This is a genomic window from Jiangella gansuensis DSM 44835 (assembly GCF_000515395.1).
Classification (GTDB): Bacteria; Actinomycetota; Actinomycetes; order Jiangellales; family Jiangellaceae; genus Jiangella; species Jiangella gansuensis.
The window spans coordinates 1,419,894-1,444,814 of the sequence record NZ_KI911782.1 but is presented as its reverse complement, the minus strand read 5'-3'; the positions used below and the strand labels follow the sequence as shown (position 1 = coordinate 1,444,814).

The window sequence follows — 24,921 nt, the reverse complement described above, 5'->3', positions numbered from 1 at the left end:
TACGCTGGTGATCATCAAGATCTGTTCCGGTCAGTGCCGTGACAAGTCTTGATGATCATGGGCTACGTCGGGCAGGCCGCCAGGTCGCCGGTGTCGCCGTCCGTGAACGACTCGATGGTCGCGATGGCATCGTCGAGGGTCTCGACCGGCACCACCAGCATGTCGCCGTTGTTGCCGCCCACCGCCTCGTCGCAGTTGGCCGCCGGAGCGAGGAACAGCTCGGCGCCGTCGTGGTTGGCCGCGGCGATCTTCTGCTGGATGCCGCCGATCGGGCCGACCTCGCCGTCCGGGCTGATCTCACCGGTGCCGGCGATGTGCTGGCCGGCGAGTAGCGCCTCCGGCGTCAGCGTGTCGTAGATGGCGACGGCGAAGATCATGCCCGCGCTCGGCCCGCCGATACGTTCGTCGATGGTGATGTCGATCTCGATCGGGAGGTCGAATCCGGCCACCGGCTGGAAGCCGACCAGAGCCCGTCCGTCCTCCTCCGCCTCGGTGGTCTCGATGCGCTGGACCAGCGTCGCGCCGTCACGCTCGATGACGAACTCGACCGTCTCGCCCGGCTCGTGCTCGGTGACGGCGTCGACGACGTCTTGCGGCGTCGACACGTCCACGCCGTCGACGGAGACGACGACGTCGCCGGGCTCCAGCACGCCGTCGGCGGGAGCGCCCTCGACGACGGCGTCGACGAGGACCCGCTCGGTGACCTCGTAGTCCAGCTGTCGTAGCGCCGCGACCTTGGCGTTCTGCTGCGAGTCGGCCAGCATGGCGGCGTTGAGCTGCCGCGACTGCTCGGCCGTCGTGCCCTCGGGGTAGACGACCTCGCGCGGGATGACGGCGCGGTCCGGGTCGGCCCAGGCCCGCAGCGCCGTCAGCAGGTCGAGTTCGGCGTCGGCCGAGGTGACGCCGACCGTCGTCAGGTCCAGTTCACCGTCGGTGGAGTACGTCTCGGCACCCTCGATCTGCACGACCGGCTCGCCGTTCCACTCCCCCAGCGTGTCCTCGACCGGGCCGGGCGAATAGACGACGTAGGGCAGGTTGAGCATGGACGCCACCGCGACGAGCGCGACGATCAGGGCACCGGCGACGGCCAGCGTCGCGGATCGGCGGGTCATCGGTGTCGGCGGTCCTCACGGTGAACGGATCGGGTCATCGTAAGCGTACGCGGCGGGCCAGGGCATCACGGAGCGCCGACCCACTCCTCGCCGCCGTCGTCGAAACGCTGGTGCTTCCAGATCGGGACTTCGCGCTTGAGGTCGTCGATGAGCCGCCGGCACGCCTCGAAGGCCTCCTGGCGGTGAGCCGCGGCCACGGCGACCACGACGGCGATGTCGCCGATCTCGAGGTGCCCCACCCGGTGCGTCGCCGCCAGCGCCCGCACCGGCACGTCGGCGGTCACCTTCTCCGCGACCGCCCGTAGCGTGTCGGTGACCGTCGGGTGCGCCTCGTAGTCGAGGCTGGTGACGCCGCGCCCGCCGTCCTCCTCGCGGACGGTGCCGACGAACACGCAGGTACCGCCGGCACCGCGGTCGGACACCGCCGTCATGACCTCGTCGACGGACAGCGGCTCGTCCCGCACGTCCAGCAGTCGGATGATCTGCATCGCCTCTACCCCCGCTTCCTGCGCCGCGCCTTGCGCACCACCACGGCGGTACCCAGGATGGCGACGGTGGCACCTGCCGCCCCGATGGTGGCCGCCGTCGCCGTCTCGCGCTTTCCGATGCGCCGCGACGCCAGCGCGTGCCGGCCGCTGACCTCGTCCATCAGGGCACGCAGGGCGTCGGCGTTGTCGTACTCGGGCCGCCAGCCGGCAGCACGCAGCCGCTCGACGGAGACCACCCACGGCCGGGTCACGAAGTGCAACTCACTGGCCGGCGCCGGTGTGACGCCCAGCCGGTGCAACCGCTGCGCCGTGCCGAACGCGAAGGACGCCGGCAGCTCGATGCGGCTGCGCCCGGTCAGATCCTCGACGCGCTGCTGATCCAGATGACCTTCGCTGGCGACCGTGACCGGGCCCGCGAGGCCGTGCAGCACGACGAACTCCAGCGCGGAAGCGAGGTCGTCGACGTGGCAGAACTGCCAGGCCGGATCGCTGCCGCGCACCACCAGCAGCCGGGGCGCCTCGAAGTGCCGCGTGAGGACGGTGTCGACGCCCGGGCCGACCACGGCGGCCGGCCGCGCCACCGTCACCGCCGTACCCGGGTGCGAGCGCGGCGCCCGGGCGCACAGGTCCTCGATCTCGAGCAGGTCGCTGATGACCGAGCCGTCCGGCTCGGCCCGCAGGGGCGCGTCCTCGTCCAGCGGCACCGGATTGTCCGGCTCGGCGCCGTAGACCATCGCGCTGGTGACGACCACGACGTGTCGCACCCCCGCCGCCGCGGACGCCGTCAGCACCGTCTGCGCGCCACGGACGTTGCGGTGCGAGCGAACCGCCGGATCGTCGGTGATGCCGATGTCGACGGCCGTGTGCACCACGGCGTCGACGCCCGCCAGCCGCGTCACGATGGCCGGGTCGGTGAGGTCGATCACGCGCCAGGTGACCCCGTCGACATCGCCGCGCACGTCGTCGAGCCCGATGACCTCGGCGACGTCCTCGCTGGCGACCAGCCGCGACGCCAGCGATCGGCCCACGCCGGACGACGCGCCCGTGACGGCGACCACCAGGCCGTCGCCGTTGCGCCCAGCGCGAACCCGCCGCGACTGTCTGCCCACGACTACCCTTTCTACGACTACCGTGGAACGCATGAGGCGCTCCGCGAACGCTTCCATCCTGCCTGAGGCGCTGCCATGAGTGATGTCCCGTTCGGTTTCCGTTCTTCCGACGACCCCGAAGAGCCCGACCAGAACCGGCCCGACAAGCGTGACGCCGGGGGCTCTGGGGCCGGGGGCTCCGGGGCCGGGGGCTCCGGGGCCGGAGGGCCCGGGCCGGGCGTTCCGGGTGGCGGCAACCCCAACGACCCGTTGAGCGGGCTGTTCGGCATGTTCGGCGCAGGTGCGCCCGGCGCCGGCGGCCCGGGCGGCCCCGACCTCGGCGCGCTCTTCCAGCAGCTCGGCCGCATGTTCTCGTGGTCCGGCGGGCCGGTGAACTGGGACCTCGCCGGCCAGGCCGCGCGTGAGGTCGTCGCCGCCGCCGGCGACCGCTCCGTCAGCGGCACCGACCGGCGCGAGGTCGACGAAGCCTTCCGGCTGGCCGACACCTGGCTCGACTCCGCCACCACGTTCCCGTCCACCGGCGGATCCCCTCGCACCTGGAGCCGTGCGGAGTGGGTCGAGGGCACCCAGGAAGCCTGGCGTGACCTGGTCGAGCCGCTGGCCGGCCGCGTGTCGGAGGCCATGAGCTCCTCGCTGCCGCCGGAGATGGCGCAGGCCGCGGGCCCACTCGTCGGCATGCTGCAGCAGGTGGGCGTGTCCATGTGGGGCGCCCAGGTGGGTCAGAGCATCGGCAAGCTCGCCGGCGAGGTCTGCGGCTCGGCTGACATCGGCGTCCCCCTGGCAGCCGGCCACCCGGCCCTGCTGCCGGCCAACGTCCGCGCCTTCGGTGAGGGTCTGGGCGTCGACGCCCGCGACGTCACCCTGTACCTGGCGCTGCGCGAGGCCGCCTACGTCCGCCTCTACGGGCACGCGCCGTGGCTGCGCTCGCACATCGTCTCGCTGGTCGAGGAGTACGCCCGGCACGTCAGCGTCGACACCAGCGCCATCGAGTCGAAGATGCGCGAGATCGACCCGGAACGCCCCGAAGCCCTGCAGGAGGCGCTGGAGGGCGGCCTGTTCGACCTGCCCACCACACCGCAGCAACAGGCCGCGCTCGACCGGCTCGAGCTCGCGTTGGCGCTGGTCGAGGGGTGGGTCGACGACGTCGTCACACAGGCCACCGCCGACCGGTTGCCGTCCGCGGGCGCGCTGCGCGAGACGGTCCGCCGTCGCCGCGCCACCGGCGGCCCGGCCGAGCAGACGTTCGCCACCCTGGTCGGGCTCCAGCTGCGGCCACGCCGGCTGCGCGAGGCATCGGCGTTCTGGGCCGCGGTGCGCGAGGCCCGCGGCGGCGACGGCCGCGACGCCGTCTGGGCGCATCCCGACCTCATTCCGAGCGCCGACGACATCGCCGACCCGAAGGCGTTCCTCAGCCGCGACGAGCTCGACATGTCCGGCCTCGACGACACCCCCGCCCCGCCCGAGGACGAGCAGGGCGGCAGCCCGTCGTGATCCGCCGATCTCCAAATGATCACGTTCGGCATGGGTACTCCCGCTCCACCAGGAATGTATGCCCCGGAGGGACGGGCGAGACCGGTGCTGGGACGCAGGCCGGAGGCCTCCTCCCTGCGCCGGTGCGGGATGCAGGTGACGGTCGCCGTGGTCGGGGCTTGCCCGGCCCGACGATCGCGTGACCGGTGAGGCGGGAGAACGCCTGGTGACGGCCCCGTCCCGGCCGTCGGGCGCGCCCAGTTCCGTCGCGGGCGAGCACGCCGCCGCCGTCGCGACCCTCTCGTCCTGGACGCCGCCGTCGCCGCCCCAGGAACGGCTGCGGCAGCAGTATCTCGACGTCCTCGCAGCTTCCCCCGACGCGGTGTGGCGCACGTGTGTGCCGGCGCATCTCACCGGCAGTGCGCTGATCGTCGACCCGGAGCGGGCGCGGGTGCTGTTGCTGCTGCACGCCAAGGCCGGGTTGTGGCTGCAGGCCGGTGGGCATTGCGAGCCCGGCGACGGATCACTGGCCGGCACCGCGCTGCGCGAGGCGACCGAAGAGAGCGGCATCGACGGGCTGAGGCTGGGCGCCGCGGGTCAACCGATCAAGCTGGACCGGCATCCCGCGCCGTGCCGGCCGGGCGTGGTGGAGGACCACCTCGACGTGCAGTTCGTGGCGCTGGCCGAGGCGGACGCCGTGCCGGCGCTCAGCGAGGAATCGCACGACCTCGGTTGGTTCGGCTACGACGACCTGCCGTCTCCCCTGGGCGACGGCGTGGTGGAGCTGATCGCGGCCGCCCGGGCGGCTCTGTGAATGTCAGTCGGCCGCGCCGGTTTCGCCGGTGACGAGGTCGTCCGCGACGGAATCGACGTCGGATTCGTCGTCGGTGTCGCCGTCTGAGTCGCTGGGCCGACCGGCGGCGTGGCTGTACCCGTCGAGGAAGCCGCGCGCCCGCTCGGTGCGCGGGTACCGCCCCACGAGGTCCCAGAAGGCCGGGCCGTGGTCGCTGACCAGCAGATGCGCCAGCTCGTGAACGAGCACGTAGTCGGTGACCCAGGTCGGCAGGCCGCGTAGCCGGTCGGACAGCCGGATGGAGCCGTCGCTGGGTGTACAGGACCCCCAGCGCGCCCGCTGCGCCGAACTCCACCGGACACTGGATGGCGTGGCGCGACCGTCCAGGTAGCGGCGGGACAGCTCCCGTGCCCGGCTGAGGAGCTCGTCGTCGCTGGGCCGGCGGCGGCGTTCCTGCGCTGCCAGCCGGTCGAGCATGACCTGAACCCAGCGACGTTCCTCGGCCTTGCTGAGCCGAGATGGCAGACACACGACGACGCGGCCGTTCTCGCGGAACGCCGTCACCGTGCGGCGACGCCGCAGCGAACGCCGAATCTCGACGTCAGATGCCTCCATGCATGAACCGTAGCTCCCAACCCCGTCAACCACGTGGAAGCAATGTGGATAACTGGTCGCGAATGCCGACCTCAGGCGTGAATGTCCGGCTCGGCCGGGGCTGACCTCGGCGTGTCTGCGACTTTTCTTCGTGCACACCCGGTGGACGACGTCACCGCAGGTCAAGGAGGTGCATCTCTGATCCGGCGCGGGTCGTCAACAGCCTGCGCACCGGCGGTCCACAAGCTGTGCCGGACTACTGCACAGGTCGTCCACAGACTTATCCACAGGCTTGGGACAGTCTCTGCGCGTTCTCGTTGCCGTCACCGCCCGATCGCCGTAGGTTCAGTGACATGTCCGGCGGTTCGGATCCCTGCACACCACACATCGCTCGGACCGCCTGAACGTCCGGCGGGGTCTCGGAAAACGATGACGCCGGCGTGCCTACGGGGAAGACGCACGCCACGTCAGCGGAACTGGGGCCCCGCCGCGCGCGCATCCAGCACGGGCGGAGTTCCGCGAGGTCGGTCCAGAATGCCGCGCCGTCCCGTACCCTGACTCGCTACCGATCAGTACGGGGGAAGGAGATCAACCCGATGGACACCTACACCGGCGAGTTCTACTGCGTGAAGTGCAAGGAGAAGCGCGAGGCCACCGGCGACGTCGTCGTCAACGACAAGGGCACCCGGATGGCGAAAGCCACCTGCCCGGTCTGTTCGACCAACCTCAACCGCATCCTCGGCAAGGCCTGACGCGACCACGCGGGGCGCGGTCCGGACGGCCTGCGCCCCGCCTGTGGACAGCCGAACGCACCGCGGCGCGAATCGAGGCAGGATGCCGGGGTGCGTCCCCTGCTGCATCCCGCGTTGAGCCACACCTGGCGTGACGAGTCCACCCTGCAGGTGGGCGTCACGCCCGGGCTGGCGGTGGTGCTGGGTGGCCTCCGCGAGCCCGAGCGCGCCGTCCTGCGCGGTATGACCGGTGCGCTCGACCTGGCCGCGCTGCACCAGCTCGGCACCGAAGTCGGTGCCGCTCCCGCCAGCGTCGATCGGCTGGTCGAGGTGCTGTTCTCCGCCGGAGCCGCCGTCGACGCCGACCATCTCACCGGCAGCCCCGGCGACGACCGTCGCGCCCCGGACCGCTCGAGCGCCGGTCTGCAGCAGCACGATGCCGACGGCGGTACGGCCGTGCTCGACGCCCGCGCCCGGCAGCGGGTCGACGTCCATGGCGCCGGTCGCGTGGGCATCCAGGTCGCCCGGCTGCTGGCGGCGGCCGGGGTCGGCGACGTGGTGGTCGCCGACCCGGGCGTGGTGCGCTCCGCCGACGTCACACCCGGCGGCTACGGGGTTGCCGACGTCGGTCTGCCGCGCCAGCGGGCCGCCGGCCGACTGCTGGCCGACGACATCACCGCAGCCCCGCCTGCAGGCCACAGCACTGACGACGACGGTGCCGGCCCGCGGTTCGCCGTGCTCGCACCCACCGAAGGCACCGGCCGCGACGACGCCGCCGGCCTGCTCCGGCTCGGCGTTCCACACCTGATGGTCCAGGTCATGGAGCTGACCGGTGTGATCGGTCCGCTCGTGATCCCGGGCCGGTCGTCGTGCCTGCGCTGTCACGATCTGCATCGCACCGACCGCGACCCGCACTGGCCCCTGCTGCTCGACCAGGCGATGCGCCGGCCTCCGTCGCGTCCAGCCTGCGACACCGCGCTGGCTGCCGCGGTCGCCGGCCTCGCGGCCACACAGGTGCTGGCACACCTCGACGGTTTCGCCGCGTCCGCCGTCGACGGCACCATCGAGATGAGCCTGCCGTCCGGGTTGCCACGACGGCGGAGCTGGGCCCGGCACCCCAGTTGCGGGTGCGGGTGGGGCGATGCGGCCGCCGGGGTTGCACAATGGGTACTGTGAGCGATCCGCCTCGCAACTCGGTCAACCGGGCCTTCAAGCTCGCCACCCTGCCCATCGGGCTGGCGGGCCGCGCCACCATGGGCCTGGGCCGGCGGCTGAGCGGCACGTCCGCGCAGGACGTGACGGCCGACGTGCAGCAGCGCACCGCCGAGCACATCTTCCGCGTGCTCGGCGAGCTCAAGGGCGGCGCCATGAAGTTCGGGCAGACGCTTTCGGTCATCGAGGCGGGCATCCCCGAGGAACTGGCGGCGCCATTCCGGGCCACCCTCACGAAACTGCAGGAAGCCGCGCCGCCGATGAAAGCGGCCACCGTGCACGGGGTGCTCGCCGCCGATCTCGGCGCCGACTGGCGCGAGCAGTTCCGTTCCTTCGACGACGCCCCGGCCGCGGCCGCGTCGATCGGCCAGGTGCACAAGGCGGTGTGGCACGACGGCCGTGAGGTCGCGGTCAAGATCCAGTACCCAGGCGCGGGCGACGCGCTGCGGTCCGACCTACGCCAGGTCGCCCGGCTGGGCCGCTCGATCGGCGCGCTGGTACCGGGGATGGATGCGAAGGCCCTGGTGGAGGAGCTGCACGACCGCATGGTCGAGGAGCTCGACTACCGCATGGAGGCCGACGCACAGGACGGGTTCGCGCTGGCCTACGCCGACGACCCGGAGTTCGCGGTGCCCCAGCTCATCGAGGGCACCGAACACGTGCTGATCTCGGAATGGCTCGACGGTCGGCCGCTGTCGCAGATCATCGCCGACGGCACCCAGGAGGAACGCGACCACGCCGGGCTGCTGTACGTTCGGTTCCTCTTCTCCGGCCCGGCGCGGGCCGGGCTCCTTCATGCCGACCCGCACCCGGGCAACTACCGCATCACTCCCGACGGCCGGCTCGGGGTCCTCGACTACGGCGCGGTGGCCCGGTTGCCGGAAGGGCTGCCGCCGTCAGTCGGCCAACTGATGCGGCGCGCTCTCGACGGTGCCGCCGACGAGATGCTGGACGGGCTGCGCGACGAAGGCTTCATCAAGCCGCACATCGACATCGAGGCCGACGCGCTCTACGACTACCTGGCGCCGTTCCTGGAGCCGGCCACCACCGACACGTTCCATTTCAGCCGGCCGTGGATGCGTGAGCAGTTCGCCCGTATCAACGACCCCCGCCGGCCCGGGTACTCCATCGGGCTCAAGCTGAACCTGCCGCCGTCGTACCTGCTGATCCACCGGGTGTGGATCGGCGGCATCGGGGTGCTGTCCCAGCTGGACTGCGAGGCGCCGTTCCGGGCCGAGCTGGAGCGCTGGCTGCCCGGCTTCGCCGATTGACCGACGGCCACCCCAGGCGTTCTCCCGCTCCACCAGTCACGCGATCGGCGGGCTGGACGCGGACGTCAGCCGCCACCGCGGGCGAAGACATGGGCGCCGCCCGGCGATGGCGACTGGCGGTTCGGATGAGCGTGTCCGGCGCGGCGGCGTCGCCCACGACCCGGCACCACGCAGCGACACGGTATGGTCCCGGAGCCTCGCGGCGTGCGCCGCCGGGTGGCGGGAGTGCCGCCTGGGTGTCCACCTGATCGTCGATGTGTCACCTGATCGGGCCTGCGGCGACGATCAGGTGACGACAGCACGCGGGGTCGCCGCGGAGCGTGCATCTGATCGCCTCCAGCATGTGGACACGAAACGATCAGGCGACCTCGACACGATGATCCGGCGCGATAAGTCACCTGATCGTCCCCGTCCGGCTGACAGCCCGGCATCACCAGGGATGTGTTCGCGTCACCAGGCAAGCATTCCTGGTGACGGGGGAACACCCATGGACAACGTGATCATTTCCGGAGCGGAGCGTGGTGCCCGGTGCGGGGTCACCACCAGGCCGGGTCCAGCCTCGCTTCGATCGCGCGCAGGTTGTCGCGCGAGCAGGTGTCGCAGTAGTACACCAGGACACCGCGTTCGATGCTGCTGGACCAGGTCACCGGTGGCTCGTCGGCCACCAGCCCGCAATGCGCGCACGTCACCGTCTCGGTCACGTGCCCTCACCCCCCGTCGTCGCGTGGTCGGCGTTCCCGCCGCCTGCTCAGATTCCACGCTACGCCCGTTCGACGGCTCCGTCGTGAAGACGACCCCGCGCCGTCCCCGTGTCGCCCCGGGCCCGTGGGCCAGGAGGTCGACACCGGGCGGCGCGGGGTCGCCGGACGTGTCGTGCGGGTGATCACGGCGACCTCGCGGGAGGCCCGACATCACCGGCTCGATCAGTACGCGCGGGTGCGCAGCACGACGGCGGCCGACGCCAGTCGGCGCGCTCGCTGAGCGGCGCGAGCGGCTCGCCGGTCCATCCGGCGCACCGCCATGATGCGTCGTACTCGTTGCTCGCGCATGGCCTGCTCGAGCTGCTCGGTACAGTGCGCACGCGCGAGGGCTTCGTTCATGAGATGCATCTGAATGCTCCTGAAGTCTGGTGCGTAAGTCGTTCGGGACAGGTCCGCCGTCGCGGCGGCAGTGGTCACTTCGTTGGTGATCGCATCGGTGGTCGTCATCTCGGTCCGTCCATCGGGGTCATCGGTCCTCGGCTCGCGCCGTTCGTCTTGCGCCGTGCTGTTCGGGCGGTGTGTCTCGCCATTCGTGCTGCTGCAGGTCGTGCGGTCAGGCCACCAGTTCGGACTTGCGGGGCCGGCCGCGGGGACGCTTGCGCGCCACGACGGTGCCGGACACGAACAGCTCTCCGCCCCACACCCCCCAGGGCTCACCACGGTCCATGGCGCCGGCCAGGCACTGAGCCCGCACCGGGCACTCGCGGCAGAGCTCCTTGGCATGTTCGACGTCAGCCGGCGATTCGGCGAACCACAGCTCCGGGTCCTTCCGACAGGGGATGGACTCCTCGGCGGTGTCGAGCTGGTCGAGAACGCTGGTCAGCATCATGAGATCGGTCACCTCCCTTCCTGGTCTCGTTTCGGGCAAACAAAAAGGCCGCGGATCCCGGGTGTGGGGGTCCGCGGCCTGGAAGGCGCCGGTCGTGGTGATGACTAGACCGGTGGACTCCAGGAGCGGACACGCACGCCGCGCTTGACCCCATCGACGAAGTGAGCCTGCTGGGCATCGACTGCCTGCGGACGCACTTCACCCGTCGTCGGAGCAACGACGGGCGCGACACGGCGCACCCCAGCGGTGACGGAGACATCACGGAAGGAGCGCGCGGACGCGTAGCCGACGCCGCACATGGACGGGTTGAGAGTTGTGTTCTTCATCAGTGCGTCCCTCCTTCCGGTGTCAATCCCGGGCCGGGCCATCCGGCTCGTGGGCACAAGGCGTTGCCTGGTGCTCGGTCATCGTAAACCTGCCTCAATGTAAGGGGCAACCTATTTTTTAGGTCATTCACCCTCAACATCGCGACACAGATCGAGCACGTCCTCACCGTAGCGTTCGAGCTTGGTGCTGCCGACGCCGGGGATGGCGGCCAGTGCGGTGGTGTCCCCGGGCCGCGCTTCGGCGATGGCGGTCAGCGTGGCATCGGTGAACACGACATACGCAGGGACCTTCTGCTCCTGCGCCCGCTCCAACCGCCAGGTGCGCAACCGCTCGAACAGCGCCTCGTCCATGGACGACGGGCAGCTTCCGCACCGGCCGAGCTTCCGGTCGACCGCCTCGACCAGGGTCGCGCCGCACACCCGGCACCGAGCTGGTGCGCTCGTGCGCCGGCCCCGTCCACCGGCCTGGGCGCCGCGCTCGCCGCGGCGGTCGGCGCGAGCCATGCCGCCTGGACGGACCCCGTCCAGAAACCGGCTCGGCCGGCGGTTGCCACGGCCTCCCGGCTGCCGCGCCAGCGACCACGAGATGGACAGGTGCTCACGAGCCCGGGTGACGCCGACGTAGAGCAGCCGGCGTTCCTCCTCGATCTGCGCGGGGGTCTCGGCGTAGCTGAGCGGCAAGGTGCCTTCGTGGCAGCCGACGACGAACACCGCGTCCCACTCCAGACCCTTCGCCGAGTGCAGCGACGCGAGCGTGACGCCGTCGGCGACGGGGGCATGCTGCGCGGTCGCCCGGGCCTCGAGCTCGGTGACGACGTCGGCAAGCGTGGCATCGGGCCGGCCGGCCACCACGTCGCCGGCGAGCGAGACGACGGCAGCCAGCGACTCCCAGCGCTCCCGGACCGCGCCGCCGCCGGCCGGTGGCGAGTGCGACCAGCCCGCCGAACTGAGCACGGCCGCCGTCGCCGCCGCGGCATCCGGTGCGTCCGGCGCGCTGTCGGCCGACCGGGCGGCCGCACGCAACAGCATGGCCGCCTGGCGGACCTCGGGCCGGTCGAAGAACCGTTCGGCGCCTCGCACGACGTAGGCGATGCCGGCGTCGGCGAGCGCCTGTTCGTACGCCTCGGACTGGGCGTTCACCCGGAACAGCACCGCGATCTCGCGTTGCTGGGTGCCGTTGGCGACCAGCTTCGCGATCTGGTCGGCCACCCAGGCCGCCTCGGCGAGCTCGTCGGCGTGCTCGACGTACGACGGCTTGGGGCCGGGCGGGCGCTGTGCCTCGAGGACGACGCCGGCACGCGCGGTGCTGCCGCCGCGCAGAACCGCGTTGGCGACGTCGACGACCTGGGGCGTGGAACGGTAGTCGCGGAACAGCCGCACGACCGTGGCGTCGGTGTGCCGTTTCGGGAAGTCGACGAGGTAGTCGGGCTGGGCGCCGGCGAAGGAGTAGATGGTCTGCGCCGGGTCGCCGACGACGCACACGTCGTCACGGTCGCCGAGCCACAGCTCCAGCAGCCGCTGCTGGACCGGCGAGACGTCCTGGTACTCGTCGACGACGAAATGGTGGTACTGCGCCCGGATGGCCTCGGCCACCCCCGGCTGCCCGGCGAGCAGCCCGACCGCCGCGAGCAGGATGTCTTCCATGTCGAGGACGTTGCGGTCGGTCTTGAGGTCCTCGTACGCGGCGTAGACCTTGGCGACGTTCTCGGGGTCGATACCGCCGACCTCGCGGTGCGCCACCCGGGCGGCCTCGATGTACGACTCGGCCCTGACGTTGCTCACCTTGGCCCACTCGATCTCGGACGCGAGGTCGCGCAGGATGGTCCGGTCGGTGGGCACCCGGCAACGCGCCGCGGCGGAGCCCACCAGCGGCAGCTTGCTCTGGGAGATCTCGGGCAGCTCGGCGCCGGTGATCTGCGGCCAGAAGTACCGTGCCTGCCGCAGCGCCGCGGAATGGAACGTGCGCGCCTGGACGCCGTCCACGCCGAGCGTGCGCAGCCGGCCGCGCATCTCACCCGCGGCACGGGTGGTGAACGTGACGGCGAGCGTGCGGCGAGGATCGAACGCGCCGGTCAGCACGCCGTGCGCGATGCGGTGTGTGATGGCGCGGGTCTTCCCGGTGCCCGCACCGGCGATGACGCAGACCGGGCCGCTCAGCGCGGTGGCGACCGCTCGCTGCTCTGGGTCGAGACCGGCGAGGACGTCGGGTGCGCGCATCGGACCATCCTCGCAGCCGGCACCGACAGGATGCCAGCGCGCCGCCCTCGCCCCCATGATCATCAAGGGTTGACCCGGTGATGGCCGGGTCAAGTCCTGATGATCATGGGGAAGACGTGGCCCGCCGTCCGGGTTGTACCGGATGACATGAACGCGAACCGAGGATCAGGAGAGTCGATGTCGGGGTTCACCATGTACAGCACTGCCTGGTGCGGCTACTGCCATCGGCTCAAGAGCGCCCTGAACCGCGAGGGCATCACGTTCGACGTGGTCGACATCGAAGCCGACCCGGCCTCGGCCGACCTCGTCATGAGCCTCAACGGCGGCAACGCCGTCGTGCCCACGCTGGTGTTCGCCGACGGCAGCTCCCTCACGAACCCCAGCCCGGCCGAAGTGAAGGCCAAGCTGGCCGCCGCCTGACGCCTCGATCAGCCACGGTCACTCGCGGCCGGCCACCGGCAACGGGCCACCGAACCATCCCTCGACCAGTCGGCGGGCGATCGACACGCCGCTGGGTGGGATGACCTCGCCGGCACTTGTCGCTCGCGCCAGCTCGTCCCGGCTGAACCAGCGCGCTTCGACGATCTCGTCGCCGTCCGGGGTGGGCTCCTCGCCGTCGGCCGTGCCGTAGTACCCCAGCATCAGGCTGGACGGGAACGGCCAGGGTTGCGCGCCGGCGTACCGGCACGACGTCACCCGCACCCCGACCTCCTCGTACAGCTCCCGGACGACGGCGTGCTCAGGCGTCTCCCCCGGCTCGACGAATCCGGCCAGGGTCGAGAAGCGCCGGCCCGGCCAGGCCGGCGACCGGCCCAGCAGGCACCGCTCCGCGTCGTCGACCACGAGGACGATCACCGCGGGGTCGGTGCGTGGGAAGTGCTGCGAGCCGTCGGCCCGGCAGACCCGCACATGGCCGCCGGCGTCGGGGTCGGTCGGCGCACCGCAGCGCGGGCAGTGCCGGTGGGTGGCGTGCCAGTTCGCCAGCGCGATGGCGTGCACCGCCAGGCCGGCGTCGCGGTCGCCGAGAACCGTGCCCACCTCCCGCAGCGTGGCGCCGTCGTCGGGTTTCCGCTCGACGTGCACGGCGAAGTAGGTGACGCCGTCCTCGACACCGAGGAGGAACCGCTCACCGTCGGGGGCATCGGCCGGCGACACGAACCGCAGGCCGGCACCGTCGACGGCGACCGCCCCGTCCCCCACCTGCAGCACCCGCGACGCGGGGTCGGCCCATGCCGCTGCGACCCATGCGGGGTCGGTACGCCGGTCGGCGGCGCGGTCGACGGTCGATCGGGCGAGGGCGAGCGGTCCGGGCAACACGTAGGCCTCGTGCACGACCCACGACCCTACGCCGGATACCGTTGCCCCTCGTGAGCACCCACATTTCTGCCGCTCAGGGCGAGATCGCCGAGACCGTCCTGTTGCCGGGCGACCCACTCCGCGCCGAGTGGATCGCGACCACCTACCTCGACGACGTCACCTGCTACAGCAAGGTCCGCAACATGCTGGGCTTCACCGGGACGTACAAGGGCCAGCGGGTGTCGGTCCAGGGCACCGGGATGGGCCAACCGTCGATGTCCATCTACGTCCACGAGCTGCTTGCCGAGTACGGCGCCCGCACGCTCGTGCGGGTGGGCTCGTGCGGCGGGCTGCTCGACCGGGTGGCCATCCGCGACCTCGTCGTCGGAATCTCCGCGGCGACCGACTCGTCCATGAACGCGCTGCGGTTCGAGGGCTTCCACTACGCCCCGACGGCCGACTTCTCGCTGGTGCGCGCGTACGTGGAGCGGGCCGAGGCGGCCGGCGCCCGCTACCACGTCGGGCAGCTGTTCAGCACCGATTCCTTCTACCACGCCCGTCCCGAGCTGCGGGACCGCCTGACGGAGTACGGCGTGCTGGCCGTCGAGATGGAGGCAGCGGCGCTCTACACGCTGGCCGCGAAGTTCGACGCCCGCGCCGTCGCCGTATGCACGGTCAGCGACAACCTGGTCACCGGCGAGGAGACGTCCGCGGACGAGCGGGAGCGCACCTTCGCCGACATGGTGGAGCTGGCCCTGGACGCCGTCACGGCGTGAGCCGCCGCCCGGCGTGGCTGACGCTGACCGCGCTGCTTTCAGCGCTGGTCGCAGTGGTCGTGGTGTGGCCGCAGGCGCTCGGCCTGGCCGGTCGCTTCGGCCCTGCCCAGGTGGTGGCGATGCGCGGGTTGGGCGTCGCCGTCGGCGGAGCGCTGCTGCTCGTGCTGGTGGTGGCGGCCGTCGTCGTCGCGCGGGCCCGGCCGTACGTCGTCACCGTCGCCGTCGTGGCGGGGCTGGCGACGGCGTTCTCGGCCGGCGTGGTCCTGTGGCGCGGCCTGGGCGGGCCGGACGCCGAAGAGACGGGTGGCGGCATGCGGGTGCTGGCTTTCAACACCCTGCACGACGGTGTCGCGGCCGCCGACCTCGCGGCCCTGGTGACGTCCACCGGCGCGGACATCGTGGTGCTGACCGAGACCTCACAGGCGACGACGCACAAGGTGGCGGCACTGGCCGGCGGGGGCTTCCAGGTGTTCCACCACCAGGTCGACGCCGGCGTCACCTCCGCCACCGGGCTGCTTGTTGCGGGCTCCGTCGGCCAGTACGGGACACCGCAACCGGACCCCGGCAGCGGGCTCGGCACGTTCACGGTCCGCTCGCCGACGCCCGGGGCACCGCCGATCACCGCCGTCCATGCGTACCCGCCGACGCGCCAGACCATGGACGCCTGGCGCGCGGACACCTCCGAGGCAGTGCGCCGGTGCCGGGACCTGGACGGGGCCATCGCCGCCGGGGACTTCAACGCGACACTCGACCACCCGGTCCTGCGGTCCCTGGGGCCGTGCGTCGACGCGGCCACGCAGCGCGGCGCCGGCTCCGTCGGAACCTGGCCGGCCGGCTGGCCGGCCTGGGCGGGGGCGCCCATCGACCACGTGCTCGCCGACGGGCGCACCTGGGACGTGACGGGGTTCTCGGTGCTCGACCCCGTCGGCGGCAGCGATCACCGGCCGGTCGTGGCCGTTCTCCGCAGAGCTTCTTGAAGAGTGAGATCACCGCTGGCGGTTCGAACAGGTGTGCGATAGCCTCGCCGGCATGATCGCCCCCGCAGATCAACCCGGTGCGGCCTGGCGCGCGCTACCGCCCGGCACGGTCCTCAACGCCGTCATCGAGACCCTCGACCTGGGCGCGCTACCCCGGCGCGAACTCGTCGACGCGGTCCGGGCGGCGCAGCGGCAGGTGGCCCACCTCGACGCCCTGCGCGCCCGGGTCGTCGCCGAGCTGGCCCGCCGGGCCGATCCACCCGGTGGTCCGGCCACGGCCGCCACCGTCGCCGCGGCCCTGTCACTCGAGACGGACGAGGCGGAAGAGCTGGTCGGCCTCGCCGTCGAACTGGTGCAAAGCCTGCCGGCCACGGTGACCGCGCTCGACGAAGGGCGCATCACGGCCGAGAAGGCTCGCATCATCGCCACCCACACCCGCCGGCTCGCGCCGTCCACCCGCGCCACGGTCGAGGCAGTGGCGCTGGCCCGGGCGCCGGAGCTCACCGAGGCCCAGCTGCGGACCTGGCTGCACGACGCCATGTCCTGCGGCCAGGGCCACTGCGCCTCGTCGTAGCGGAGGTCGCGACGATGGCCTCGGTCCGGGGCCGGTCTCTGCGGGCCGGAACCGCCGCGCCGGGCCCCGATGCGGCGCCGAGCACGGCTACAGGTCGCCGAGCCCGCCCCACGACGGCACCCGTCACGCGATCGCGCGCAGCGCCTCGCTGGTCACCGCCGTCAGCGGCAACGTGCGCACGTCCGCGGGGTCGAACCACCGCGACCCCACCGTCGAGCCGCCCACGTCGGCCAGTCTCACCTCGGCCGGCTCGTCCACCACCACCTCGTAGTAGGGCCGTACGCCGTGCCAGTCGATGGCGAAGCCCTCCGGGCCCACCTGCTCCGGCTCACGGTGGCTGGCCACGCCCAGCAGCCGCCGCACCCGGCCCAACTGGCCGGTCTCCTCGTGCAGCTCACGCAGCAGTGCCTGGGCCGGCTGCTCGCCGAAGTCCGTGCCGCCGCCGGGCAGATGCCAGCACCCGGCGTCCGGGTAGCCGGCGGCCACCTGGGTCAGCAGGATCCGGCCGCGCGGGTCACGTACCAGCCCATAGGCGGCGAAGCGCTGCACGGTGTGCCGGCCGTCGGGCGCTTGCTGGATGTGGAAACCCGGCAGCTCCGGCATCTCCTCCGGCGGCAGGTCCACCGTGGACAACGGCAGCTTGAGCACCTGCGACGCGAACGGCCGCAACTGCAGCGTGGCGGCCTCCTCGAGGCTCACCCAGCCGACCTCGTCGACCATTGGCGACAACGGCTCCGGCTCGCCGCTGATGACCTCGGCCTCGAACAGGATGCGATCGGTGTGCAGGGTGATCTGGCGGTGCGGCCGGGCCCGCGTGTCCGCCACGACGTCGATGGGCGCGACGGCCCGGAGCAGGAGGCCGGACTCGGCGGCCGCCTCGCGCACCACGGCGTCCCGCGGGTGCTCACCGTGCAGGACACTGCCGCCCGGCAGCGTCCACACGCCCGGGGTGCCGGATCGCATCGACTCGCGGATGAGCAGCACACGCCCTGCCTGGTCCAGGCAGACGGCATACGCGGCGATGCGGCGTAGGGGCTGGAGCGCGGGGGTCACGAGACAGGAGTGTCCCGCGCTGCGCCACAACGATCAAGTGGCATCTCCGGGACCGAGACAACGAGTCATTTTCACTGCCAAACCGTCATCGACCAGGTACTATTCGCACCTCCGTCAACTACCCTGCCCCGAGCGATCGCGGCCAGCCTCCAGCGGCCCTCCTCATGAGCGCTCTCCCGCTCCACCCACAGACGTGTCCCGCCATGATCATCGACCGCTAGGTGCGTTATCACGCCGCCAACCGTTGATGATCATGCCCCTGCCTGGTAGAGCGGGAAGACCCATGGTGGACGTGATCATTTCCGGGGAGAGTCGGTCGAGGCCGGCAACGCGGAGATGACGTTGTGCAGATCGGCCTCGTCGAGGAGGTCCGCGGGCCGCACGGTGAGGTTGTCGCGCACGTGGTGGAACGCCGCACCGACCCGCTCCAACGGCAGGTCGTACAGGCGCGCGAACGCCAGCCGGTATGCGGCGAGCTGCACGGTCCGCGCCGCGGCGTCGGCCTCCCCGACCGCCGGCCGGCCGGTCTTCCAGTCCACGACCTCGATGCCGCCGCCGTCCGTGGTGAACACCGCATCAACCCGGCCGCGCAGCAGGACCCCCGCCACGAGCAGCTCGAACGGCGCCTCCACCTCGACCGGTGTGCGAGCGGCCCAGTCGGACGCGAGGAACGCCTCCTGCAGCGCCGCCAGCTCACGGTCCGGCGCCCCGCCGTCGTCGGCGGAGCCGGGCAGCTCGTCGACGTCCACCAGCCGGGGCGCCCCCCATCGCGACTCCAGCCACGTGTGGAACAGAGTGCCCCGGCGAGCCAGCGGAGCGGGCGCCCGCGGCACCGGCCTGCGCAGCGACCGCGCCAGCTCGTCCGGGTTCTCACGCAGCGCCACCAGCTGCGACACCGACAGATGCGCGGGAAGCGGCACCTCCACCGGCCGGTACGAGCCGTACCGCTCGCGCTCGGCGAGCAGCCGGTCGATCTCGGCGTCCCACTCGGTGACCGGCTCCTCGGGGTCGAACAGCACGCCGTCGACGGCAGCCTGTGCCTCACGGACCAACGCGGCGCCGGCCTCCAGCAGGGTGCGGCGTTCGCCGAGCGGATCGAAGGGCCAGCGCAGTTCCGGCACGTCCTGCGTGAGCGGGTTGACGTCGTCATCGTCCGGAGCATCGACCCACACGCCGACCTCTCCCGCGCCGGCCTCGCAGGCGGCGCGGATCTCGTGCAGGAACGGCGAGAGTTCCCGCGGCCGGGTGGCGTCGTCCCAGCGGTAGCCGCTGCACACGAGCAGCGAGCGGGCCCGGGTGACCGCGACATAGGCCAGCCGGCGTTCCTCGAGCCGGGCGGCCGCCGCCGCGTCCCCGTAGAAGCGGTCGACGGCATCGCGGGCACCCACCTGGTCCGCGGCCCCGTCCAGATCGAGCGGCGGCAGCGCGCCGGCATCGCCGCGCAGCGCGTACGGCAACTCGCCGGGGTCCCCCAGCCACGCCCGCTGCCGCTCACCACCGGACGGGAAGACCTTGTCGACCAGGCCCGTCACGAACACCGCGTCCCACTCCAAGCCCTTGGCGCCGTGCACCGTCAGCACCTGGACGCGGTCGCCGGACACCTCGACCTCACCCGGGGCCAGACCGCGTTCGGCGGTCTCGGCGGCGTCCAGGTACGCCAGGAAGCCCGACAAGCCGTGCGACTGCCCGTTGGCCTCGAACTCCGCGGCGACGTCGAGAAAGCGCTCGAGGTTGGCCCGTCCGCCCGGGCCGCGCCGGGCGGCCAGTTCGACGTCGAGCCCGAGAGTGCGCTGTACGTCGTGGACCAGCTCGGTCAGTGCCTGACCGGTCCGCGTGCGCAGCTCCCGCAACTCCGCGGACAGCGCCCGCAACCGGCGGTCGCCCTCCGGGGAGAACCAGTCGCCGCCCTGCGGGAGCGCGTCGAGCGCGTCGACGATGCTCAGTTCGTCGACCTCGTCCAGGACGACGAGGTCCGGGCCGGCCGGGCCGGCGCCACTCGCGCCCGCGCCACTCGCGCCCGCAGCACCGTCCGGGCCGGCGCTCTGCGGCGCTCTCCGGTCCGGGACACCTGCCGAGCCCCCGCCTGGCGGTTGATCCCCCGGTCGCCCGAGCCGACGGGCCCACCGCGCCAGTGCGTCGAGGTCTCGCGGCCCGATGCGCCACCGAGATCCGGTCAGCAGGCGCATCAGCGCGTCGCCGCGAGAGGGATCGTTGACCACCCGCAGCGTGGCGACGACGTCACCGACCTCGGCCGTGGCGAGCAGCCCGCCGACGCCGACAACCTCGACCGGGAGGTCCACCGCACGCAGCGCCGCCTCCAGGCGCGGGATCTGGCTGCGGGTGCGGACCAGCACGGCGACCGTCCGGCCCTCGCCGGAGGCATCCCAGAAGGCGCGCGCCCGGCGGGCGACGTCGGCGGCTTCGTCGTCGGCGGTCAGGTGCAGCGACGCGACGACGGTGCTGGGCGGCAGCCCCGGGAAGGCGGTGAGCTCCGGGACGTCGAGACCTTCGGCGCGCAGGGGCTGCGACAGCCGGTTCGCCACCTGGAGGACCTCGGCACCGTTGCGGAAACTGGTGGTGAGCGAGTCGAGCCGGGCCGGCGCGGCGTCGTCGCCCCCGGGCCGGAACTCGCGGCGGAACGACGTCAGCGTGCCGGCGCTCGCGCCCCGCCAGCCGTAGATGGACTGACACGGGTCGCCGACCGCCGTCACCGGATGCCCACCGCCGAACAGCGAGCGCAGCAGCACCAGCTGGGCGTGGCTGGTGTCCTGGTACTCGTCGAGCAGCACCACCCGGTAGCTCGCCCGTTCGGCCTCGCCGACTTCCGGGAAACCTGCGGCGAGGGTGGCGGCCAGCTCGGCCTGGTCGGCGAAGTCGAGGACTTCGTCGTCGCGTTTGCGGGCCCGGAACTCCTCGACGACGGGCAGCAGCGCCACCCGGGCGTCCTGGACCGCCAGGCCCTTCGCGACGTCGGCGTACATGTGGTCCTTGGTGCGCTGCGCCTTGGCCTTCGGCAACGACTCGACCCGGGCGCGCAGGCCGGCGGTGAACTCGCGCACCCGCTCCGGGGTCACGAGGTGGCCGGCCAACTCGCCGTGCAGGTCCAGCACCTTCTGCACGACGGTGGACGGCGCGTACCCGACGGCCTCCATGTCGCCGTCGTACGACGACACCACCCGCTGGGCGTACTGCCAGGCCACGGCCTCGGTGATGAGCCGGGCGCCGGGTTCGCGGCCCAACCGCAACGCGTGCTCGGCGACGATGCGCCCGGCGTACGCGTCGTAGGTGAGCACCGTCGGTTCGCCGTCGAGGACGTCGGCGGCGACCAGACCCCGCGCGGCCAGCTGCGACAACCGCCGCCGGATGCGCGCGGCCAGTTCGCGGGCGGCCTTGCGGGTGAACGTGAGGCCGAGCACCTGCTCCGGACGCACCAGCCCGGCCGCCACCAGCCACAGCACCCGGGAGGCCATCGTCTCGGTCTTGCCGGAACCTGCCCCGGCGACCACGACGCCCGGCTCCAGCGGGGCGGCGATGGCTGCGGCCTGCTCCGGGGTCGGATCCGGCTGACCGAGCCGCCGGGCCAGCTCCTGCGGCGTGACGACCGGGGAATTCATGGGACCACCTGCTCGCCCTCGGGCCACACCGGGCAGGACGGCCGGGCCGGGCAGAAGCCACACCAGCCGCCCTTCTCGGCCCGGAACGTCGGCTGCCGCATGCCCTCGGCGGTGCGTTCGAGCATGTCGTGCGCCCAGCCCGGCTGCTCGGCCTCGCCGAGCGGTGGCTGCACCTGCTCGCGGGCCTCGCCCCGGGACGGCTTGCCGAGCTGGACCAGGCCGGCTCCCCCGCTGCGCCGCTCGCCGCCGGTGGTGTCGTCGAAGGCGCCGTGTTCGACCGCGAGCTGGTAGGTGGCCAGCTGGGCGTGCTCGGCAACCTCGGCAGTGCTGGGCGCGCTGACGCCGGTCTTGTAGTCGACGACGACGAGCCGGCCGTCGGTGTCGGCGTCGAGCCGGTCGACCCGCCCGACCAACCGGGCGGACCCGATGCGCACGTCGAAGCCGAGCTCGGCGCCGACCAGGGTGCGCGGGTTGGCCCGCAGCCAGCGCCCCAGCCGCTGCACCATGTCACGGACCCGGGTGTACTCGCGTGCGGCCACCCAGCCCTCGCCGGCGTCGATGGATGGCCAGGAGTTGTCCAGCTCGGTGAGCAGTTTGTCGTCGGACCACCCCTCGGTGGCGGCCCGCTCGGCCAGGTCGTGCACCAGCGAACCGACGCCGGCGCGACGCAGGTCGGAGTCGGTGGCACCGCAGGCCTTGAGCAGCCAGCGCAGCTCACAGCGGTTGAACTCCTCGACCTTCGACGGGGAGACCCGCACCGGCTGGTCCGGCTGCCCCAGCGGTTCGGGCACGGACAGCTCGCGCATGCCGTACCAGTCGTCCGGGCCGGCTTGTGGCACCCCGGCCGCGGCCAGCCGGGCCAGCTGGTGTGCGGCGCCACGGCGGCGCTGTTCGGGCTGGGTGGGGTCGCAGACGACGCCACGCAGCTCGGCGACGACGGCGGGGAGGTTGAGCCCGCGGCCGGGACGCTGCACCTCGCGCTCGGGTTCGGCACCGGCCGGGAGCGGGTCGACGTCGTCGAGAAAGCGGGACGGCTGGGACTCCTCGTCGGAGACGGCCGTGATGTAGAGGCGTGTCCGCGCGCGGGTGACCGCCACGTAGAACAGCCGCCGCTCCTCGGCGAGCCGGGCACTGGCCCGGGTGATGGCGGAGCCGTCGCGCTGGGCGACGACGTCGACCAGCGACTCGGTGCCCAGCAGGCTGCCCCGTTCGCGCAGGTCTGGCCAGACACCCTCCTGCACTCCGGCGACGGCGACGACGTCCCACTCCAAGCCCTTGGAGGCGTGCGCGGTGAGGATGCTGACGGTGGCCGACGCGGACGTCGTGGGCCGGTAGGTGTCGGCTGGGAGCTGCTGGTCGCGCAGGTGCTCGACGAACCCTTCCGGGCGGGCGCCGGGCATCCGGTCGACGTAGCGGGCGACGGCGTCGAACAGGGCGACGACGGCGTCGAGGTCGGCATCGGCGGCCGGAGCGGACCGTCCGCCGCTCAGCGCCGCCCGCGACCAGCGCGTCTCCAGCCCGGACCGGCTCCACACCGCCCACAGGACGTTCTCGGCGGTGGCGTCCTCGGCCTCGGCGGCGGTGCGCGCGGCCGCGATGAGACCGGACACCCGGGCCGCCGGCTCGACCGCGCGGTCGTCGAGGAACTCCAGCACGGACGGGTCCGTGATGGCCTCGACCAGCAACTCGCCAGAGGCCCTTCCGCCGCCGGAGGTGAGCTCGTGTGCGCGCAGCTCCTGCCGCAGCCGCCGGACGGCCAGCGCGTCGGCCCCGCCGAGCGGACCGGTGACGAGCTCGAGAGCTGTCTCGACGTCGAGCTCGCGCAGGCCGGTGGCCAGCTCGAGCACCGTCAGCAGCGCTCGGACCGGTGGTTGGTCGACCAGCGGCACGTCGTCGAGCCGGACACTGACCGGCACCCCCGCACCGGCCAGGGCGCGGCGCAGCACCGGGATGGCGCCGGCGCCGCGCACCAACACTGCCATGGACTCCCACGGCACGTCGTCGAGCAGGTGCGCCGCGCGCAGCCGGCCGGCGATGAACGCTGCCTCCTGGCTGGCGCTGGGCAGCAGATGCACCGTCGCCCGGTCGGCGCGGGCGTCACCGGCCTCCGGCTCGGCGCCCGGTGCGGCCGAGCGCAGGTCGCGGTGCGCCCGCGGACCGCCCAACCGAACTGCCACCCGCCGCGACGCGGTGAGCAGCCCCGGCCCGGAACGCCTGGACACCGTCAGCGCCAGCACCGTCCCCGGCGAGCCGTCCGCGGTGAGGAAGCGGTCGGTGAAGCGCCGGATGCCCTCGGGCTCCGCGCCCCGGAACCCGTAGATGGACTGGTCGGGGTCGCCGACGACGAGCAGCTCGCGGCCGCCGCCGGACAGCAGCCGCAACAGCTCCTCCTGCGCCGGATCGGAGTCCTGGTACTCGTCGACGACGACGAACGCCCGGGCCTGCCGTTCGCGGGCCAGGAGCGCCGGTTCGTCGCGCAGCAGCCCGGCGGCGGCCCGGACCAGCTCGGCTTGGTCGTACGTGGGCGGATCGCGGAACGCGGTGACACCGCCGTACTGCTGGAAGAACCGCGCGGCGGCCGTCCAGTCGTCGCGGCCGTGAGCGCGGCCCAGGGCGGCGAGGTCGTCGACGCCGATGCCGCGCTCGACCGCCCGCATCAGGAAGTCGCGTAGCTCCGCCGCGAAGCCCCGCGTCAGCAGCGCCGGACGGAGCCGGTCGGGCCAGTAGCCGGCGCCGAGCTCCTCGACGTCGCCGCGCAGCAGTTCACGGATGAGGACGTCCTGCTCGGCCCCGCCCAGCAGGCGCGGTGTCGGCTCGCCGCGCTCGACCGCTTCCCGTCGCAGCAGCCCGAACGCATAGGAGTGGAAGGTGCGCGCCAGCGGCTCGCGGATGGTGCGGCCCAGCCGCCGGGCGATGCGTTCGCGCAGCTCGGCCGCGGCCCGCCGGCTGAACGTCAGGACCAGCACCTGCTGCGGGTCGAGGCCGTCGTGCTCGATGCGGTGCGCCACCGCCTCGACCAGAGTGGTCGTCTTGCCGGTACCCGGGCCGGCCAGCACCAGCAGCGGACCACCGCGGTGCTCGACCGCGCGCCGCTGCGAGTCGTCGAGACGGACCGGCTGGGACGCGGGCCGAGCAGTGTGGACCAGCCGCACGGCTGAGCGATCGACGGGGCGCCTCACCGGTGTGCTGCTCCCTTCGGACGACGACGTACTGGGCGACGGGTCCCATCCCACCACGCTCCACCGACAGGGTCGCGGTCCCGCACCGCCCCGCCTCCTGCCCCCGGGTTGATCTTGGAGTAATCGCGGAATCAACCGGACAATTCGCCCCCCATTCCGCGATTACTCCAAGATCAACGGGGCGGGCGGTCGAAACCCGGGTGCCAGGCCGCTCGGCGCAGGTCGACACGGGCGCCGTCGGCGGTCAGCGGGGTGCCCTCGGCGGCGAACTCGCGTAGCGCCCGGACCTCGTGCCCGCGCGGTGGCCGGCCGGCCGCCGTCACCACGCGCCACCACGCCACCGTGCCGCCGACGGTGGACATGACCGTGCCGACCTGGCGCGGCCCGCCCCGGCCCAGGGCCTCGCCGACCACGTCAGCGATCGCGCCGTACGACATCGCCCGGCCCGACGGGATCCGCTCGACGAGGCTGAGCACCGCTTCGGTGTACTCGTCGTCCATCCGGACATCGTGCCCCAGCCGCCAGAGTGTCCCGCGCCA

The 24,921-nt window shown here is 72.7% G+C and carries 22 protein-coding genes; 9 read left to right on the top strand and 13 right to left on the bottom strand.

Annotated elements, in window-relative coordinates; genetic code table 11:
* Positions 1–62: 62 nt before the first annotated feature.
* From JIAGA_RS0107070 to JIAGA_RS0107060, 3 genes are all read right to left on the bottom strand, one after another.
* Entirely contained in the window at positions 63–1,112 is a 1,050-nt protein-coding gene (locus JIAGA_RS0107070) for a YlbL family protein (RefSeq protein ID WP_026875124.1), read from the bottom strand.
* A 65-nt stretch (positions 1,113–1,177) separates the two neighbouring features.
* Positions 1,178–1,600, bottom strand: coding sequence for a molybdenum cofactor biosynthesis protein MoaE (locus JIAGA_RS0107065; RefSeq protein ID WP_026875123.1), 423 nt, complete (start codon positions 1,598–1,600; stop codon positions 1,178–1,180).
* A 5-nt stretch (positions 1,601–1,605) separates the two neighbouring features.
* On the bottom strand, positions 1,606–2,709 hold the full coding sequence (locus JIAGA_RS0107060; protein WP_211239549.1) for an NAD-dependent epimerase/dehydratase family protein: 1,104 nt from the start codon (positions 2,707–2,709) through the stop codon (positions 1,606–1,608).
* 75 nt (positions 2,710–2,784) lie between these two features.
* Between JIAGA_RS0107060 and JIAGA_RS28110 the strand changes: the two genes are divergently transcribed.
* A complete protein-coding gene (locus JIAGA_RS28110; protein WP_084469529.1) occupies positions 2,785–4,200 on the top strand; it encodes a zinc-dependent metalloprotease in 1,416 nt (471 codons plus the stop codon).
* Between the two features lie 205 nt (positions 4,201–4,405).
* Positions 4,406–4,993, top strand: a complete 588-nt coding sequence (locus JIAGA_RS28105) for an NUDIX hydrolase (protein WP_051426607.1) — start codon at positions 4,406–4,408, stop codon at positions 4,991–4,993.
* Positions 4,994–4,996: 3 nt separating this feature from the next.
* Here JIAGA_RS28105 and JIAGA_RS0107045 read toward each other — a convergent pair whose 3' ends face one another.
* Entirely contained in the window at positions 4,997–5,587 is a 591-nt protein-coding gene (locus JIAGA_RS0107045; RefSeq protein ID WP_211239548.1) for a M48 metallopeptidase family protein, read from the bottom strand.
* 575 nt (positions 5,588–6,162) lie between these two features.
* Between JIAGA_RS0107045 and JIAGA_RS34920 the strand changes: the two genes are divergently transcribed.
* From JIAGA_RS34920 to JIAGA_RS0107030, 3 genes are all read left to right on the top strand, one after another.
* Positions 6,163–6,318 (top strand): DUF5679 domain-containing protein, encoded by a 156-nt coding sequence (locus JIAGA_RS34920; RefSeq protein ID WP_169738828.1) that lies wholly within the window; start codon positions 6,163–6,165, stop codon positions 6,316–6,318.
* Positions 6,319–6,408: 90 nt separating this feature from the next.
* Positions 6,409–7,473: a hypothetical protein gene (locus JIAGA_RS0107035; protein ID WP_026875120.1), complete on the top strand. Its 1,065-nt coding sequence runs from the start codon at positions 6,409–6,411 to the stop codon at positions 7,471–7,473.
* The gene (locus tag JIAGA_RS0107030; RefSeq protein ID WP_026875119.1) at positions 7,470–8,780 is read left to right on the top strand and encodes an ABC1 kinase family protein; all 1,311 of its coding nucleotides are present in this window, start codon (positions 7,470–7,472) and stop codon (positions 8,778–8,780) included. Before JIAGA_RS0107035 ends, JIAGA_RS0107030 begins: the two co-directional genes overlap by 4 nt.
* A gap of 536 nt (positions 8,781–9,316) precedes the next feature.
* Here the strand turns inward: JIAGA_RS0107030 and JIAGA_RS34385 are convergent.
* The 4 genes from JIAGA_RS34385 to JIAGA_RS28095 form a co-directional block, all read right to left on the bottom strand.
* Positions 9,317–9,481 (bottom strand): hypothetical protein, encoded by a 165-nt coding sequence (locus JIAGA_RS34385; RefSeq protein ID WP_157552828.1) that lies wholly within the window; start codon positions 9,479–9,481, stop codon positions 9,317–9,319.
* A gap of 222 nt (positions 9,482–9,703) precedes the next feature.
* The gene (locus JIAGA_RS28100; protein ID WP_051425810.1) at positions 9,704–9,988 is read right to left on the bottom strand and encodes a hypothetical protein; all 285 of its coding nucleotides are present in this window, start codon (positions 9,986–9,988) and stop codon (positions 9,704–9,706) included.
* Positions 9,989–10,094: 106 nt separating this feature from the next.
* On the bottom strand, positions 10,095–10,370 hold the full coding sequence (locus JIAGA_RS0107015) for a WhiB family transcriptional regulator (RefSeq protein ID WP_157553613.1): 276 nt from the start codon (positions 10,368–10,370) through the stop codon (positions 10,095–10,097).
* Positions 10,371–10,819: 449 nt separating this feature from the next.
* Complete coding sequence (locus JIAGA_RS28095; RefSeq protein ID WP_035812207.1) at positions 10,820–12,913, bottom strand: ATP-dependent DNA helicase UvrD2; 2,094 nt, start codon at positions 12,911–12,913, stop codon at positions 10,820–10,822.
* A gap of 177 nt (positions 12,914–13,090) precedes the next feature.
* On the opposite strand from JIAGA_RS28095, the gene JIAGA_RS0107005 reads away from it, so the two are divergent.
* On the top strand, positions 13,091–13,333 hold the full coding sequence (locus JIAGA_RS0107005) for a mycoredoxin (protein WP_026875117.1): 243 nt from the start codon (positions 13,091–13,093) through the stop codon (positions 13,331–13,333).
* Between the two features lie 18 nt (positions 13,334–13,351).
* Here the strand turns inward: JIAGA_RS0107005 and nudC are convergent, their stop codons facing one another.
* The gene (gene nudC / locus JIAGA_RS28090) at positions 13,352–14,245 is read right to left on the bottom strand and encodes an NAD(+) diphosphatase (protein WP_035812205.1); all 894 of its coding nucleotides are present in this window, start codon (positions 14,243–14,245) and stop codon (positions 13,352–13,354) included.
* A 35-nt stretch (positions 14,246–14,280) separates the two neighbouring features.
* Here nudC and deoD point away from each other — a divergent pair, with 35 nt between their 5' ends.
* Genes deoD through JIAGA_RS0106985 form a run of 3 tightly spaced genes read left to right on the top strand, consistent with a single transcriptional unit; the run spans position 14,281 to position 16,536 of the window.
* Entirely contained in the window at positions 14,281–14,985 is a 705-nt protein-coding gene (deoD, locus tag JIAGA_RS0106995) for a purine-nucleoside phosphorylase (RefSeq protein WP_026875116.1), read from the top strand.
* On the top strand, positions 14,982–15,962 hold the full coding sequence (locus tag JIAGA_RS0106990; protein WP_026875115.1) for an endonuclease/exonuclease/phosphatase family protein: 981 nt from the start codon (positions 14,982–14,984) through the stop codon (positions 15,960–15,962). The genes deoD and JIAGA_RS0106990 overlap by 4 nt, the downstream gene beginning before the upstream one ends.
* 52 nt (positions 15,963–16,014) lie before the next feature.
* A complete protein-coding gene (locus tag JIAGA_RS0106985) occupies positions 16,015–16,536 on the top strand; it encodes a DUF222 domain-containing protein (RefSeq protein WP_026875114.1) in 522 nt (173 codons plus the stop codon).
* 123 nt (positions 16,537–16,659) lie between these two features.
* Here the strand turns inward: JIAGA_RS0106985 and JIAGA_RS0106980 are convergent, their stop codons facing one another.
* The 4 genes from JIAGA_RS0106980 to JIAGA_RS0106965 all read right to left on the bottom strand — a co-directional run bounded on the left by JIAGA_RS0106980 (position 16,660) and on the right by JIAGA_RS0106965 (position 24,882).
* Positions 16,660–17,589: an NUDIX hydrolase gene (locus tag JIAGA_RS0106980; RefSeq protein WP_026875113.1), complete on the bottom strand. Its 930-nt coding sequence runs from the start codon at positions 17,587–17,589 to the stop codon at positions 16,660–16,662.
* Between the two features lie 296 nt (positions 17,590–17,885).
* Positions 17,886–21,203, bottom strand: a complete 3,318-nt coding sequence (locus JIAGA_RS0106975; protein WP_035813599.1) for an ATP-dependent helicase — start codon at positions 21,201–21,203, stop codon at positions 17,886–17,888.
* Positions 21,200–24,355, bottom strand: a complete 3,156-nt coding sequence (locus JIAGA_RS28085) for an ATP-dependent helicase (RefSeq protein ID WP_425402777.1) — start codon at positions 24,353–24,355, stop codon at positions 21,200–21,202. Before JIAGA_RS28085 ends, JIAGA_RS0106975 begins: the two co-directional genes overlap by 4 nt.
* Positions 24,356–24,555: 200 nt before the next feature.
* A complete protein-coding gene (locus tag JIAGA_RS0106965; RefSeq protein ID WP_026875111.1) occupies positions 24,556–24,882 on the bottom strand; it encodes an MGMT family protein in 327 nt (108 codons plus the stop codon).
* Positions 24,883–24,921: the final 39 nt, after the last annotated feature.

Coding starts and splice junctions, on each gene's coding strand:
- JIAGA_RS0107070 (WP_026875124.1), bottom strand. CDS start 1,112: ATGACCCGCCGATCCGCGACGCTGGCCGTCGCCGGTGCCCTGATCGTC.
- JIAGA_RS0107065 (WP_026875123.1), bottom strand. CDS start 1,600: ATGCAGATCATCCGACTGCTGGACGTGCGGGACGAGCCGCTGTCCGTC.
- JIAGA_RS28110 (WP_084469529.1), top strand. CDS start 2,785: ATGAGTGATGTCCCGTTCGGTTTCCGTTCTTCCGACGACCCCGAAGAG.
- JIAGA_RS0107045 (WP_211239548.1), bottom strand. CDS start 5,587: ATGGAGGCATCTGACGTCGAGATTCGGCGTTCGCTGCGGCGTCGCCGC.
- JIAGA_RS34920 (WP_169738828.1), top strand. CDS start 6,163: ATGGACACCTACACCGGCGAGTTCTACTGCGTGAAGTGCAAGGAGAAG.
- JIAGA_RS28100 (WP_051425810.1), bottom strand. CDS start 9,988: ATGACGACCACCGATGCGATCACCAACGAAGTGACCACTGCCGCCGCG.
- JIAGA_RS0107015 (WP_157553613.1), bottom strand. CDS start 10,370: ATGATGCTGACCAGCGTTCTCGACCAGCTCGACACCGCCGAGGAGTCC.
- JIAGA_RS28095 (WP_035812207.1), bottom strand. CDS start 12,913: ATGCGCGCACCCGACGTCCTCGCCGGTCTCGACCCAGAGCAGCGAGCG.
- JIAGA_RS0107005 (WP_026875117.1), top strand. CDS start 13,091: ATGTCGGGGTTCACCATGTACAGCACTGCCTGGTGCGGCTACTGCCAT.
- JIAGA_RS0106985 (WP_026875114.1), top strand. CDS start 16,015: ATGATCGCCCCCGCAGATCAACCCGGTGCGGCCTGGCGCGCGCTACCG.
- JIAGA_RS0106975 (WP_035813599.1), bottom strand. CDS start 21,203: ATGAATTCCCCGGTCGTCACGCCGCAGGAGCTGGCCCGGCGGCTCGGT.
- JIAGA_RS0106965 (WP_026875111.1), bottom strand. CDS start 24,882: ATGGACGACGAGTACACCGAAGCGGTGCTCAGCCTCGTCGAGCGGATC.